We start from the raw sequence: 12,981 nt of genomic DNA, 5'->3' as shown, positions 1-12,981 counted from the left end.
GCAAGATGACCCGAAAGATCTTTAAACAGAGTATAAAAACATGGACAAAAACTACTACAAAATTATGGGAGTTAATGAGGATGCCTCTGAAAAAGACATCAAGATGGCTTATCGAAAGTTGGCTCGAAAATACCATCCGGATATAAGTAAAGAACCTGATGCTGAAGAACGCTTTAAAGAAATGGGCGAAGCTTATGAGGTATTAAGAGATCCAGCCAAAAGAGCAGAATATGATGCGTATCGAAAAAACAAGGATTTTCATCAGCAAAAGGCGCAATCGCATTGGCATCATGAGGGTGCTGAGCATGTCTATGGCGCACCATTCAATGAAGATTTATTCGAAACCTTGTTTGGACATTCCCGTTATCGCCAACAACCTATGGCTGGACAGGATTTCCATGGGAAAATCCGTATCAGCCTGGAAGAAGCTTTCGCCGGCACGGTTAAAAACATTCAAATTCCCATTGGACTTGATGCGCAAGTGCAAACCTTAAAAGTAAAAATCCCGGCAGGTATACGATCTGGTCAGCAAATTCGTCTGGCAGGGCAAGGAGCGCCAGGCATCCAGGGAGGACCTAGGGGTGATGTGTATTTAACAATGGAGGTTGAAAAGAGTCCTCTATATGAAGTAATGGATGGAGATATCTATCTCACTTTACCGATTACCCCATGGGAAGCAGCTCTGGGAACAACAATAGTAGTCCCTACTCTGGGCGGAAAAATCGATTTGAAAATTCCTCCAGGATCTCAGGGGGGCCAAAAATTAAGGTTGAAAAACCGTGGCTTACCCGGCACTACCCCTGGCCATCAATATGTACTTCTAAAAATCATTACTCCGCCTCCCCAAACTGAGGAAGCAAAGGAGCTTTATAAAAAAATGGCTCAAGTAATGCCTTTTAATCCACGTGACAAGATGGGAGTATGAGCATGAAGCAGGACAATACAATAATTGGCGTGCTTATTGAAGAAACAACGAGTATTTCATTCAAGGAGGTATGTCAAAAATACCATATCCCCAAAGAATTATTAATAGAAATGGTCGAATACGGGCTATTTTCCACGTCAACAACAAAAACAGAACAGCTTAAATTAACTCAAAAGGACTTACGGAAAATTGAATCAGCCTTTCGCCTCCATCGGGATTTGGGAATTAATTTACCCGGAGTGGCCCTTGCATTGGATCTATTGGAAAAGATTGACCAATTAAATGATGAGCTCAATATTTTAAGGAAACATTTTTAACGACGTAACTTCAGCCTGAATCATGCACAGCGAGCTGCACCCAGGTTTTAACTTAAAGCTCAGTTTCCGCTCGCTGATTTAACAGGCAGGAAAATACTACAAAAATACGCAAGCAGATATTGCTACACATTGCGATATAGTAATACAATGGTTTAAGGATATTCTTTTAATCAAGCAAAATCTATGCGCCCTTTGTTTATTATTTTGATTGTTTCCTTGGTTGTTTTACAACATAAGCTTTGGCTGGGCGATGGAAATTTGATTCAATTGAATAATCTTGAAAAAAAATTAATGGCTCATGAACAGGAAAATAATAAGCTCGCCGCTCGCAATCGGGCCCTGGAAGCAGACATTAGCGAGTTAAAACGGGGGGATCAAGCCCTGGAAGAACAGGCGCGCTACGAACTCGGCATGATAAAAGCTAATGAAATATATTACCAATTCGTAGATTAGTATATCCTATTAAGCACGCAACAATTCCAAAGACTCGGGTGGTTGCCTGTCCCAAAGACTTAATACAAATCCCCCGCCGCCGGATCCTGTTGGTTTTACTGCGAGAGCCCCTTCTGCAGTCAAACGATTCATGTGTTGCTGCAAGCTTTCGCTAACCAGGTTCCATTGATAAAAACAATGAGCAGCCTTGTTTATTGCTCGAGCCAGAATAATTATTGCCTCTGCCCCCCCCTCTTCCAAAGCGTGTTTCGCTTCTTCAACTGCCTCAATCATTTGCAGGTCAATTTGCTGAGCAAGTTCAGGGTTATCCGTCCATAAGGTTTGTACCTGCTGAATACAATGCGAGGTAATCCCAATTTGTTTGCATGAAGACAAATAAAACTGAGGAGAAATTTTTTGCTGTAAAGGTGAAATAGTTCCAGCCTTGAAATAAACCCCTTTTTCCGTAGCAACCCCAGCGACATCTAGCCCGCTGCTCTTGCCATGGAATAAATGTTCCAATTCTTTAGCAAAATCATTACATTGATTCAGGTCGATCATATTCTGCGCACAAAACCATCGGCTCATCGCTACACAAAGAGCAGCAGAAGCTCCCATTCCTGCACCTACAGGAATAGTACTATCCAAATGAAAATAACCCACAATTTGATTTAAAGAGCGCCCTAATAATTGCATTCCATGCTCCAGAACACTCCAGAACAGAAGTTGCATGTCGGCACCACTGCTCCCCGTATAATCAGCACCTAAAGAAGAGCCCGCAGCAGAATAGCGCAAGGTTAATTTTTTTTCTCTAATGGGAAACACCAATGCCGGATGTCCCCGTACAACTGCATGTTCTCCTGCTAAAATCCATTTGCCAAAGGTTGTTGTTTCAAAATCAAAGGACATCATAATTGCCTACTAAATAATCACATTTAAATTCCCGTGCTAACTCTGCCTGGTCGTGACGATACAATAAATGAATGTTTGGTCCAGCATCCATGGTCACTATAGGACCATCACCCTTTTTGTTCCAGAAGCTCTCGAGTATGTGCAACAAATCAACACAATTTTCGGTCATGTAGGAAAATGGTTGTTCACAAGTACTAAACAAACGGTGCATATCCTGGAATTCCCGCCAGCATACATTGAAGGCGGCAGTCCAATCTTTAGCCATAAATGCATCTAAAAGTAGTTTCAGGTTTTCTCTGGCTCTTTGACTACGTGTCTCATAAAAAGGACTGCTTTTTACCCGTTGATGTGCTTCACTGGAAGGCACATCTTTCTTTTTGTTACTGATCACAATTCCTTGGTAAATTAATTCGTGATAAGGCAGATCTACGGCCTTGACTCCGCTTTCATCCCATAAAGCCCAGGGAGAATAGAACGATCGACAAGATGATCCAGAGCCCAAACGGCTTAACTGTGCCTGCTCATCAACAGTCAATAATGGCTTGTTCGTTAATTCACTCAAAGCAACCACTGCACAACGGGTAAGGGCCGCAAAACTTGATGCCGAACTTGCCATTCCACTGCTGTGAGGAAAATTATTGCAGGATTGCACTAAAAAACCGCCTTCATAACCAAAATAGGCTTTTATGCGTGCCAAATGATTAAGAAATCTTTTTTGCCCTTCTGCAGAGAGCACAAAGTTTTCTATCCCTCCAGGAATAATCAAGGGTTCCCAAACGTCTTTTTTTGAGCTAGATGTTTCAAGTCTAACCGTGCTGATGAGATTATTTAAGGTATAGGATAACGAAGGGTTATCAGGACTATTCGCATTTTCATCCTTTTTTCCCATATATTTAATCAAAGCTATATTAGCCGGGGCATGGGCTAGCCAATTCATAATTATTCTCCTTGGAATCCATAAATTCTTTAACTACAGTTGGGGTAAGTGTGTAACCCCGGAAATTATAAGCAAGAGCCCGGGTCTTGATGTGCTTTCCCCTGGCTTAACTTTTACTATATTGGAGTTACGTATAACAATTCATTTATCATATCGTACGTAATTTTGAATTGGCCAATTGAGCAGTAGGCGTACCTGGATAAGCTCGGACAACTTGTTGCAGGTATTTCTGCGCTTCTTGTTTATTACCTTGTTCAGCATAGGCATAACCCGTCTTGAGCATGCTTGCAGCAGATTTACTTGAGGTGGGAAATTGTTGTAAGACCACATTAAAATGTTCTATAGCTCTGGGGTAATCTTTTTTAGCCAGATACAGTTCGCCAAGCCAATATTGAGCATTAGCAGAATAGCCGCCTTTAGGATATTTTTGCACAAAAACATTCATTGCACTTATGGCATCATCAAATCGTTTATTTTTTACTAATTCATATGCTGCCAAATAGCTGATTTGTTCGTCAGCCGGGTTCGCTCTTGAAGCAGAAGCAGCAGCAGGTAACGAAACTGGCATCGGGGCTGATTTACCAGCCTGGACGTTAGATGCAGTCACAGCAGATTTAGGCAAAGACTCTTTGGAACCTACAGACAAGTCCAATGCAGGCTTATTGGATGGAGTTTTACTTGCTGAAACTTTTCCAGAACTGCTTCCACCACTCAATCGCGAATCCAAATCTTTATAAAAAGCGATTTGTTGTTGCTGCAGTAATTTTAAATCATGCGCTTGTACTTCTAATTGACCACGGAGTTCCTGGATTTCCTGTTGTAAATTTTGGATTTTATCAATCAGCTTGGCGTTATTCGCAATATTATTATTCAAATCATTGGTTTGATCATCCTTGGCAAGCGCGGGTTCATCATCCGTTTGGGGAGTATCTAAAGCGTAATTCTCGTTTCGTGCCACCTCAAATTGTCCACGTTCAATCTGTGGGTCACTATACTTTGAGCCAACAGGCGCTTCATACGCCTGTTGTTCCTCACTAATTGCAAAATTATCACTATCATCGACAACAGGCGCCTCTGACCAACAAGCCAAAGGAAGTACTAACATAAAGCCAGCAGCGATAATGTGTTTTTTGCAATTAATCATCTTGTTGCCTCATAAGTAAATTCAACACGTCGGTTTTGTGCGTGTGATGCTTCATCATGTCCTAAATTAATTGGACGCTCTTTACCGTAACTTACAACACGGATTTGTTGTCTGTTAACACCGGCCATACGTAAAATATCAGCTACGGTATTTGCACGGCGCTCGCCAAGAGCTACGTTATATTCACGGCTGCCACGCTCATCCGTATGTCCTGCCACTAATACACGGGCACCTGGATGGGTCTTTAAGTATTCTGCCTGAGCATTTACGGATGGTAAATATTTTGGAGCCAAATTACTGTCATCGTAGGAGAACAAATATAATTGATTATGAGGTGCCTGAGTGGTGTAAGATTCACCTGGCTCCTGTCCAGCAAAATGAGTAAATTGACCCAGACCTTGAGCAGAGGCTTCGGCATCAGACACACCTACTCCCCCAGCACTACCTGGTGTCTTGGAACAAGCAGCAACTAAAACAGCACTCGCTACAAGCAGACCTAACTTACATAATGATCCGGCTTTCATCCTCAATCTCCTTCGTTCTTTTTATTATTAATAAATTGCAAAATCCCATATAGGGTTCATGGGGGCACATTGTACAATTCTTTTTATTTTTTGGCTACAATAACCAATCATCCTATTAAGCAGTGTAATCACAGCTAAAACCCGTGGGAAACCCGGCAAAATTCAACGTAATTTTTCATTTAATGTTTTATGTGAGATACAACAAAATGAGCCAGGTTCTCAGTAAACTTTTGGGTTGCTTTATTGGCTGCGATGACACCCCCGTATGGGGTATCACTGGGACATGGAACCTGTAGGTTGACTATTCTGGAAGCGAGAACCTTATTATCACTCACATGAGTCAACACCATTTTCACCGAAAACTCTATCACGCTTGGTTTTTTCAGGAAGTTTTGTTCCAGCCTGAGTAGCTGAGTATCCACTCGATAATCTACTCCAAGGGTATATGCATTAGATGTAACTGCTGCAAAGAGATTGGTCCGTTGCAAACTTTGTAACATTAAGGGATAAAGCATGTCGGAGGGTGGGTTTACCCATGCATTTTTTGCAAAAGGCTCGAGTTCATATGGTTTTTTAATATAAAGCATTTGTTCTGTTTGATATCCCGCAGCAGCCTCCGGGGCGGTAACCAGTAAGGTAATAGGCATAGGGTCTTTAGCCAACTGTTTGCTACTGTAGGCACTCAATTGATATTGATTTTTTACAGAAATCTTTACTGGGGAGCAGGCACTGACCAGTACTGCGCCTACACACACAAAAAACCCAATTAATTTGTTTACCATTTTATTCTCCAGGCCCTGGTTTTGGTGGTTTGCTTCCACGGATTACCACGGCAGGGTTCTGACGCATTTCACTACTCACCTTTTCCAAATTTGCAGAAATTGCATTCAATCTTCGCAGTAATACAACGGCTGGAGGAAGAGCTTCCTGGGAAATTTTATCCAGTGTACTTCTCCCTGAACCCATGGTTTTTGATACGCTATTACCGGCCTTGCTTAAACTTTCTGCCATAGTATTAAACTGGGCTATTCCTACTCTCAGCTCGTCCAGCATGTGGGGAAAATCCTTACTGGTTTTAGCGAGATTTTTAGAAAAATTGTCGAAATTAGCCAATATATGCTTTATATGCTTTGCATTTTCCTCATTAAAAATACGCTGGGCTTCGGTAGTTACAATACCGACATCTTCAGATACTCTTTTTAAAATACTATCTAACTGATTAAAAACAGAAGGTTTTGAAGGAATAACGGGGTAAGGTTCATCGGGCATTTTTTCAAGCGGGGTTAGATTAGAAGTGCTTGCACTCAACCCAATGTAAGTAACTCCGGTAATTCCCTGTGAATTTAATGTCGCATAGGTACTTGTAGTAACCGGCGTCCCTTCCTCAATATCCAATAAAATTTCGACTTGTCTTGGATCATTTTGATTGAGTCTTATTTCTTTTACATAACCCACCTGTACGCCGTTGTATTTTACGGGCGCATCCTGAGTCAGCCCTGCAGCTGCCTCATGCATATAAACAGTATAGGTAGTATATTTCTTTTGATTGAAACCAACAGACAACCACAACATGGTGGTCACCAGTCCCACTAGCAATATGAGTACGACTACACCTACTATGGTGTAATTGGTTTTAGATTCCAACTATTCTGTCTCCAGTCATGTCTAGATTACATTTTACTAAAATAACCAGCAATTATTTTATTTTTATTTTTCATTAAATCATCAATTGGCTCAACACTTAAGATTTTCCCTTCCCCAATAAAAGCGACGCGATCTGTAGTCCTTTTCAAGGATTCTATATCATGGCTTACCATCACTATTGTGAGTTTTAAAGAGTCTCTTAAAAAAACAATTAATTCATCAAAAAGTCTTGCACTCAATGGATCCAACCCTGTAGTGGGCTCATCCAAAAATAACAACTCGGGATCCATGGCAATTGCACGTGCCGCCGCAGCCCTTCTTTGCATTCCACCGCTTAACTCTGAAGGAAGCTTACCTGCAGCTTCTTTAGGCAGTCCTACCAAGGCAATCTTCAGTAACGCCAATTCATACATGAATTCATAATCGAGATTAGTAAATTCCTGCATCGGAAACATGACATTTTCTAACACGTTCATGGATGAAAATAAAGCACTATGTTGGAAAAGCATTCCCCAACGTCTACGAATCGAGAATGACTGTTGCACGTCAAGATGGCTAATATCCTGGCCAAATATTTTAATGTCGCCTGCTGTGGGCTTCATTAACATCAGCAAGCTGCGCAATATCGTTGTTTTCCCACTTCCGGAGCCCCCTATAATCGCAAGAATTTCACCTCTTTCCACGGTCAAATTCACATCGGAATGTACCCATTGGCCTCCGAGATAATTCTTTAATCCTTTAATTTCAATAATGGGTTCACTCATCTACAGATGCATCCGGCTATAGATTATTGAATAAATTGCATCCGCAATAATAATCAGAAATAATGCCTGCACTACACTTTTGGTAGTTTGGCTTCCAATATTTTTTTCCGTTCCGGCCTCGACTCTGAATCCCTGAAAACAACCAACCAGAGCAATTAACAATGCAAATGCGGGTGCTTTATAGAGGCCCAAATTCAACTGCGAAAGCCCCACCGAATCCTTTAATCGCTGTAAAAAATCAATAAAACTTATCCCCAGTTGATTTTTGGACATGATCATTGCACCTAAAATACTAAAAATATCAGACCAAAAAATCAATAAAGGAAATGCAATCAATAATCCCAAAACTTTAGGAAGTACCAGTAATTCAGTGGGTGAAAGCCCCATTGTTAACAAGGCATCCACTTCTTCGTTAAGCTTCATGCTACCAATTTGAGCAGTAAATGCAGAACTCGTTCTTCCTGCAACAATAATTGCTGTAATCAAAGGTGCAAACTCACGAAAAACGGCCATACCTGATAAATAGGCAATGAAAATATTGGCCCCATAGGTTTGCAATTGTAATCCCATCTGGTAGGCCAATACCACACCAATTAAAAAAGAAAGCAAAGCAAGAATAGGTAATGCAGTGACGCCAGTGGTATGAATATTGGAAATAATGCTTGGTAATTGGAATCGACGCCAATTGCCGAAAGCTTCAATAATTTTAGTAGTTAAATCCCCAACTAAAATGAGAAGACCATCCACTTGACGAAATTTATTTTCTGACTCTTTTCCAAGTTGATAAAAAAAATTCTCTTTAGGGTGAGAGGGAATTTGATAATCTAATGTATCCTTTTTAGATTCAATCAAATCCAGCAGTTGCTGTTGAGCTTCCGTAAAATCTATCAGTTCTATTTGATTTTGCTGTTTTTCAAGTAAGTCAAGACACTTAATCAGAGCCAGGGCCCCTGCACTATCAAAATGACTGATCCCTTTCCCACTGATAATTACTTTTTGTTTTTTTGGTAGATCAGCCGTATTAAATCTTTTCACTAAACCGTCAATTTTCAAAACAGACCAAGCACCTGTACAGTTAAATCTGGCAAGTTCCTTATCAAAAGTGATTTGCGCGCTGCTTTGGGCCATAGACATTTTTTGAAAAATAACCTCAAGAATAATATGAATGAGCTGGAAGAGCAAAACAATAAGGTATCCTAACACACTAACACGTTATTCGGGTAGGGCTAACATCAAGCCTGGAGTTTACAAAGCAAAATCCAGGCTTCTTCTTTAGACACCAGTCAATCAGTTATATTGCAGGGACAGAGCTAATCGCCTGGGTTAGTTCAGCAACTTTCTTGCCTCCATCTGCTGCCGGTTTAAACATGGATAATTCATGAATGCGAATTGAAGAGCCAATACGGGCAAGTCCTGTATTAATGAGTTCTACAAAACTATCGAGAAACTCCTCCCACCATCCGCGATGTTTCTTTAAAGTTTTTACCTGTTCGCTCTCTTCATCAAGAATTCTAGTGCTGTTAAGTTGAAACAAGGCCAAATTCCCATCAAGGATGTATTGCTGGGCAAGTCCGTCTATTTGTTTATAAATGCTTCCTGCAGCACTTGCCGCTTCTGAATACTGGGCTTCCTTGTTATGATCCCCTCGCAAATGATATTTTTTTGCTTTTTCTTCATATTTTAATTGTTTAAAACGGATGGTTCGTAGTTTTAAAAAAACCTCCATCAGATCGCTCGTCCTTTTTCTTATAGCTTGCAAAGCATCTTCATCTTCACCGGGAGAGGAACGCCTATGATTGTCAGCGCTCTCATTCTCTTCCTGTCGAGGGTTCAGATACTCTTCAGTAGAAGATTTTGTCGAACTGTCCATGCTTTCATTCAGAAGAGGCTTTTTACCTCCTTCTCTCCTTGGTGGCAAGTGTATGCTTTTTTGATCTTCGTTATTCCCCTGGGTGTGAGTTCCCACCTCTTTTTTTTCATCATCAATTGTGTGGATGACTTGGGTTAAAACTTCCTTATTCTCCTGGATACTGCTTTGCAAACCTCCAGAGGCTTCGACGGGATCTTTCGGCCGGAAGCGTTCATTTAAATTCTGAATTAATCCTTTAATTTGAAGGTCCAAGTCATCAATATTTTGCTTATGGAAATTCGTTAAGGTAACTGAAGAAGTTTGTTTTCTTTTATTATCCTCATAAGCTTTTAAATAATTGCTCATCTCTGCCTCAGACTTACACTTATTTAATCGTCCTATGAGCGTTTCTCTTATCCTTTTGGCATTCTCATAAGCTTTCTTTTCCTTTGCTTCTTTTCCCATAATTTCTCCTTTAACACTATACTAGTGGGCTTAATTTACACTCCATGACAAAAAAATACCAGAAAAAATCAATTAAAAAACAATATAATGTGAATGCTGAGTCATGATTTTAAATTGAGAAGTGAGCGCCTGGATGAATTAGCATCATTTTGTTTGGCAAGAGAACCTATGCTACTAAAACAAATTTGTATGCCCCTATGATTTTCGGGTAGTTTGCTATCCAGTTTTATGATAAAATTGCATTCATTTTTTTAAAGACAGTAAAATCAGGTATGCAAGAAAACTACAGCCAATTTGAACAACGCAAACAAGGCATTAAAACTTGCGTTAATACCGGCTACTCCAAGGAGAAAGCATGCCTTTAACTTCTAATACTGATGAACTCTTTCGTGGATTTTCCAAATTATCACGGGAAGAACGGTTCAAACGTCTGCTGGCCCTTGGAGCAATAACCCCTGAAGATATTGCCTTTCTTAAAAATGGCGGTATCAAGGATTTGAATCTGGCTGACAAACTGATTGAGAATGTTATTGGTTATTTTCAGCTTCCCCTAGGCGTAGCTACCAATTTCAACATTAATGGACAAGATTATGTAATTCCTATGGCTGTGGAAGAAACATCAATCATCGCGGCTTTATCCAAATCCGCCAAATGGATTAGACAATCTGGCGAGATAAAAACATGGGTTCATGGTGAGTGTATTTTGGGACAAATCCAATTGAGTAAAGTTAAAGATTTTGCCAAATTCTCCCAGATTTTTCATGAAAACCGTACATACCTTATTAATAAAGCGAATAAAGATGTAGCTGAAAACATGGTCAAACGTGGCGGCGGCGTCATGGATCTTCAATTACGTCACCTTAAAAGAGAAGATCAGCAGGACATGGCAGTAATTCATTTAACCATGAATAGTTGTGACGCTATGGGAGCTAACATCATTAATCAGGTTCTCGAATACCTGAAAACCCCTATAGAGCAATTAACTGGTGAAGAAGTCACCATGTGCATTCTGTCTAATTTAAATGATCAAAAGCTCACAACCGCGCAAGTGACTATCCATTCCATTGAACCTGAACTTGGCCAAAAACTTCAGGAAGCCTCACTTTTTGCTGAAATGGACCCCTACCGTGCAGCCACTCATAACAAAGGTGTAATGAATGGCATCGATCCTGTTTTAATTGCTACCGGAAATGATTGGCGCGCTGTTGAGGCAGGAGTTCACGCCTATGCTGCGCGCGAAGGCCAATATAAGGCAATTACTCGTTGGCGCTATCAGGATGGGACACTTATAGGGCAACTTACTGCACCAATTATTGTAGGGACCATTGGAGGCGTCACGTCCTTGCATCCCACCGCAAAAATGTGTTTGCGCATGATGAATATTTCTTCAGCGAATGAATTATCTCAAGTAATTGCGGCAGTAGGTCTTGTGCAAAATCTGGGAGCAATCAAAGCGTTATGCACTGAAGGCATAATCCAGGGCCACATGAAATTACATATTGATAACCTGCTCTTGGCCGCAGGAGCCAATGAAAGCGAGATGCCTGTGCTTAAAGAACACTTGCAAAAATGGCTGGATTTACATAAAAGAATTAGCCTGAATAATGCGCACGACTTGTTGGCTAAAATCAGACAAACACCCATTGCTGTATGAAATGGTTAATCCCCGCCAAGACCTTTTTATTAGGCGAATATGCTGCTGTGGCAGAAGCTTCCGCGCTTCTTCTAACAACTACCCCCTGTTTTGAGCTGACTCTGACATCCCAGAGAGGACTGTCAGGAATCCATCCTGAATCTCCAGCTGGACTTTGGTGGTTGAAACAAAATCCAGAGCAAGGAGTTTCATGGACTGATCCTTATGCAGGCCGAGGCGGCTTGGGCGCTTCCAGCGCACAATTTTTGGCAAGCTATTTGGCGAGCTGTTTTTTAAAGAACACTGCAGCTGATTTAAACCATATGCTTGCTGCTTACTATGAGTCTTCATGGACTGGAAAAGGTTTGAGACCGAGCGGATATGATGTAATCGCACAATCGCAACATGGGTGTGTTTACATCAACAAACAAAAAAAACAAATAAAATCCTTTGACTGGCCCTTTTCTGATGTGTCTTTTTTTCTCCTCCATACAGGGGTGAAGCTCCCTACTCATCATCATTTACAAGAAGTGTGCCTACCTGATGAAATTGATTATTTATCCTTTTTAGTAGATGAAACCAAACAAGCATTTGAACAAGTAGATTCTGCAAAGTTAATTAAGAGTATAAATAATTACCATCAAAAATTATCTGAATTAAACCTGGTAGCCGAGCATAGTTTAAAATTTATAAATGAATTTAAACAATTCCCGGAAATACTGGCGATTAAGGGTTGCGGTGCTTTAGGGGCTGATGTTTTATTACTTGTAACCTCGACTGATAGAGCCCCTGTTCTTACTGAGCGATTAAAAAGGCATCACTGGACCATACTGGCTACAGAAAAAAACATTCATTTTCAATCGCAACTCATAAATAATTCTTATTTTTGATTTATCAATTTGGTCCCAATTTGAATTTATGCCTCATTAAAGTAATAAAAATATGAGAAAAGCTTATAAAAAGACTTGAAATTCTGTGTTAATCCGGTATTATTCCAGCCTCTTTAGGGCCGTTAGCTCAGGTGGTAGAGCAGGAGGCTTTTAACCTCTGTGTCATAGGTTCGAATCCTATACGGCCCACCAGTTTTAGAGTACAGTTAAATTTTTTTGCCTTAAGGGCCGTTAGCTCAGGTGGTAGAGCAGGAGGCTTTTAACCTCTGTGTCATAGGTTCGAATCCTATACGGCCCACCAGTTTTAGAGTACAGTTAAATTTTTTTGCCTTAAGGGCCGTTAGCTCAGGTGGTAGAGCAGGAGGCTTTTAACCTCTGTGTCATAGGTTCGAATCCTATACGGCCCACCACTTCTGGTCATCATCACTATGCCAGCCAGAAGTATGACAATTGCATTAAATCACATTACCCATTGCGCTCGTAGCTCAGCTGGATAGAGTACTTGGCTTCGAACCAAGGTGTCGGGGGTTCGAGTCCCTCCGAGC

Annotated in this window: 14 protein-coding genes and 4 tRNA genes (1 of these 18 only partly in view); 9 read left to right on the top strand and 9 right to left on the bottom strand. The window is 40.8% G+C overall.

Annotated features, from left to right (window positions below; translation table 11 throughout):
* The first annotated feature begins 40 nt into the window (after positions 1-40).
* The 3 genes from KYQ_RS02215 to ftsB all read left to right on the top strand — a co-directional run bounded on the left by KYQ_RS02215 (position 41) and on the right by ftsB (position 1,695).
* Positions 41-925: a DnaJ C-terminal domain-containing protein gene (locus KYQ_RS02215; RefSeq protein ID WP_019349592.1), complete on the top strand. Its 885-nt coding sequence runs from the start codon at positions 41-43 to the stop codon at positions 923-925.
* Positions 926-927: 2 nt separating this feature from the next.
* Positions 928-1,242 carry a chaperone modulator CbpM gene (locus tag KYQ_RS02210; RefSeq protein ID WP_010654181.1) on the top strand — a complete coding sequence of 105 codons (315 nt, stop codon included), beginning with the start codon at positions 928-930 and terminating at the stop codon, positions 1,240-1,242.
* A gap of 183 nt (positions 1,243-1,425) precedes the next feature.
* Complete coding sequence (ftsB, locus tag KYQ_RS02205; RefSeq protein ID WP_010654182.1) at positions 1,426-1,695, top strand: cell division protein FtsB; 270 nt, start codon at positions 1,426-1,428, stop codon at positions 1,693-1,695.
* A 9-nt stretch (positions 1,696-1,704) separates the two neighbouring features.
* Here the strand turns inward: ftsB and KYQ_RS02200 are convergent, their stop codons facing one another.
* The 9 genes from KYQ_RS02200 to KYQ_RS02160 form a co-directional block, all read right to left on the bottom strand.
* The gene (locus tag KYQ_RS02200; RefSeq protein WP_010654183.1) at positions 1,705-2,583 is read right to left on the bottom strand and encodes a mevalonate kinase family protein; all 879 of its coding nucleotides are present in this window, start codon (positions 2,581-2,583) and stop codon (positions 1,705-1,707) included.
* Positions 2,573-3,523, bottom strand: coding sequence for a diphosphomevalonate decarboxylase (locus KYQ_RS02195; RefSeq protein WP_010654184.1), 951 nt, complete (start codon positions 3,521-3,523; stop codon positions 2,573-2,575). The genes KYQ_RS02200 and KYQ_RS02195 overlap by 11 nt, the downstream gene beginning before the upstream one ends.
* 148 nt (positions 3,524-3,671) lie before the next feature.
* Complete coding sequence (gene ybgF / locus KYQ_RS02190) at positions 3,672-4,667, bottom strand: tol-pal system protein YbgF (protein WP_010654185.1); 996 nt, start codon at positions 4,665-4,667, stop codon at positions 3,672-3,674.
* Complete coding sequence (gene pal / locus KYQ_RS02185; RefSeq protein ID WP_010654186.1) at positions 4,664-5,191, bottom strand: peptidoglycan-associated lipoprotein Pal; 528 nt, start codon at positions 5,189-5,191, stop codon at positions 4,664-4,666. Before pal ends, ybgF begins: the two co-directional genes overlap by 4 nt.
* Before the next feature lie 179 nt (positions 5,192-5,370).
* Positions 5,371-5,973 (bottom strand): ABC-type transport auxiliary lipoprotein family protein, encoded by a 603-nt coding sequence (locus KYQ_RS02180; protein WP_019349590.1) that lies wholly within the window; start codon positions 5,971-5,973, stop codon positions 5,371-5,373.
* Position 5,974: 1 nt separating this feature from the next.
* Complete coding sequence (locus tag KYQ_RS02175; protein ID WP_029488959.1) at positions 5,975-6,835, bottom strand: MlaD family protein; 861 nt, start codon at positions 6,833-6,835, stop codon at positions 5,975-5,977.
* Between the two features lie 26 nt (positions 6,836-6,861).
* Positions 6,862-7,599, bottom strand: a complete 738-nt coding sequence (locus KYQ_RS02170; RefSeq protein ID WP_010654189.1) for an ABC transporter ATP-binding protein — start codon at positions 7,597-7,599, stop codon at positions 6,862-6,864.
* Positions 7,600-8,727: an MlaE family ABC transporter permease gene (locus KYQ_RS02165; RefSeq protein ID WP_010654190.1), complete on the bottom strand. Its 1,128-nt coding sequence runs from the start codon at positions 8,725-8,727 to the stop codon at positions 7,600-7,602.
* Between the two features lie 163 nt (positions 8,728-8,890).
* A complete protein-coding gene (locus KYQ_RS02160) occupies positions 8,891-9,913 on the bottom strand; it encodes a hypothetical protein (protein WP_019349588.1) in 1,023 nt (340 codons plus the stop codon).
* A gap of 355 nt (positions 9,914-10,268) precedes the next feature.
* Between KYQ_RS02160 and KYQ_RS02155 the strand changes: the two genes are divergently transcribed.
* The 6 genes from KYQ_RS02155 to KYQ_RS19065 form a co-directional block, all read left to right on the top strand.
* Entirely contained in the window at positions 10,269-11,567 is a 1,299-nt protein-coding gene (locus tag KYQ_RS02155; protein WP_010654192.1) for a hydroxymethylglutaryl-CoA reductase, degradative, read from the top strand.
* Entirely contained in the window at positions 11,564-12,436 is an 873-nt protein-coding gene (locus KYQ_RS02150) for a hypothetical protein (protein ID WP_010654193.1), read from the top strand. The genes KYQ_RS02155 and KYQ_RS02150 overlap by 4 nt, the downstream gene beginning before the upstream one ends.
* A gap of 116 nt (positions 12,437-12,552) precedes the next feature.
* Positions 12,553-12,628 (top strand) — tRNA-Lys (locus KYQ_RS02145).
* A 33-nt stretch (positions 12,629-12,661) separates the two neighbouring features.
* Positions 12,662-12,737, top strand: a tRNA-Lys gene (locus tag KYQ_RS02140).
* Positions 12,738-12,770: 33 nt separating this feature from the next.
* Positions 12,771-12,846 (top strand) — tRNA-Lys (locus KYQ_RS02135).
* A 64-nt stretch (positions 12,847-12,910) separates the two neighbouring features.
* A tRNA-Arg gene (locus KYQ_RS19065) sits at positions 12,911-12,981 on the top strand (it continues 46 nt past the right edge of the window).

It is taken from the genome of Fluoribacter dumoffii NY 23 (assembly GCF_000236165.1).
GTDB classification, from domain to species: Bacteria; Pseudomonadota; Gammaproteobacteria; order Legionellales; family Legionellaceae; genus Legionella; species Legionella dumoffii.
The sequence above is the reverse complement of the archived record's forward strand: the minus strand, read 5'-3'. Positions and strand labels throughout refer to the sequence as shown.

Excerpts from the sequence above, each read along its gene's own strand:
- KYQ_RS02160 (WP_019349588.1), bottom strand. The coding sequence starts at position 9,913 with ATGGGAAAAGAAGCAAAGGAAAAGAAAGCTTATGAGAATGCCAAAAGG.
- KYQ_RS02195 (WP_010654184.1), bottom strand. The coding sequence starts at position 3,523 with ATGAATTGGCTAGCCCATGCCCCGGCTAATATAGCTTTGATTAAATAT.
- KYQ_RS02150 (WP_010654193.1), top strand. The coding sequence starts at position 11,564 with ATGAAATGGTTAATCCCCGCCAAGACCTTTTTATTAGGCGAATATGCT.
- KYQ_RS02200 (WP_010654183.1), bottom strand. The coding sequence starts at position 2,583 with ATGTCCTTTGATTTTGAAACAACAACCTTTGGCAAATGGATTTTAGCA.
- KYQ_RS02210 (WP_010654181.1), top strand. The coding sequence starts at position 928 with ATGAAGCAGGACAATACAATAATTGGCGTGCTTATTGAAGAAACAACG.
- pal (WP_010654186.1), bottom strand. The coding sequence starts at position 5,191 with ATGAAAGCCGGATCATTATGTAAGTTAGGTCTGCTTGTAGCGAGTGCT.
- KYQ_RS02165 (WP_010654190.1), bottom strand. The coding sequence starts at position 8,727 with ATGGCCCAAAGCAGCGCGCAAATCACTTTTGATAAGGAACTTGCCAGA.
- ybgF (WP_010654185.1), bottom strand. The coding sequence starts at position 4,667 with ATGATTAATTGCAAAAAACACATTATCGCTGCTGGCTTTATGTTAGTA.
- KYQ_RS02180 (WP_019349590.1), bottom strand. The coding sequence starts at position 5,973 with ATGGTAAACAAATTAATTGGGTTTTTTGTGTGTGTAGGCGCAGTACTG.
- KYQ_RS02155 (WP_010654192.1), top strand. The coding sequence starts at position 10,269 with ATGCCTTTAACTTCTAATACTGATGAACTCTTTCGTGGATTTTCCAAA.
- ftsB (WP_010654182.1), top strand. The coding sequence starts at position 1,426 with ATGCGCCCTTTGTTTATTATTTTGATTGTTTCCTTGGTTGTTTTACAA.
- KYQ_RS02215 (WP_019349592.1), top strand. The coding sequence starts at position 41 with ATGGACAAAAACTACTACAAAATTATGGGAGTTAATGAGGATGCCTCT.
- KYQ_RS02170 (WP_010654189.1), bottom strand. The coding sequence starts at position 7,599 with ATGAGTGAACCCATTATTGAAATTAAAGGATTAAAGAATTATCTCGGA.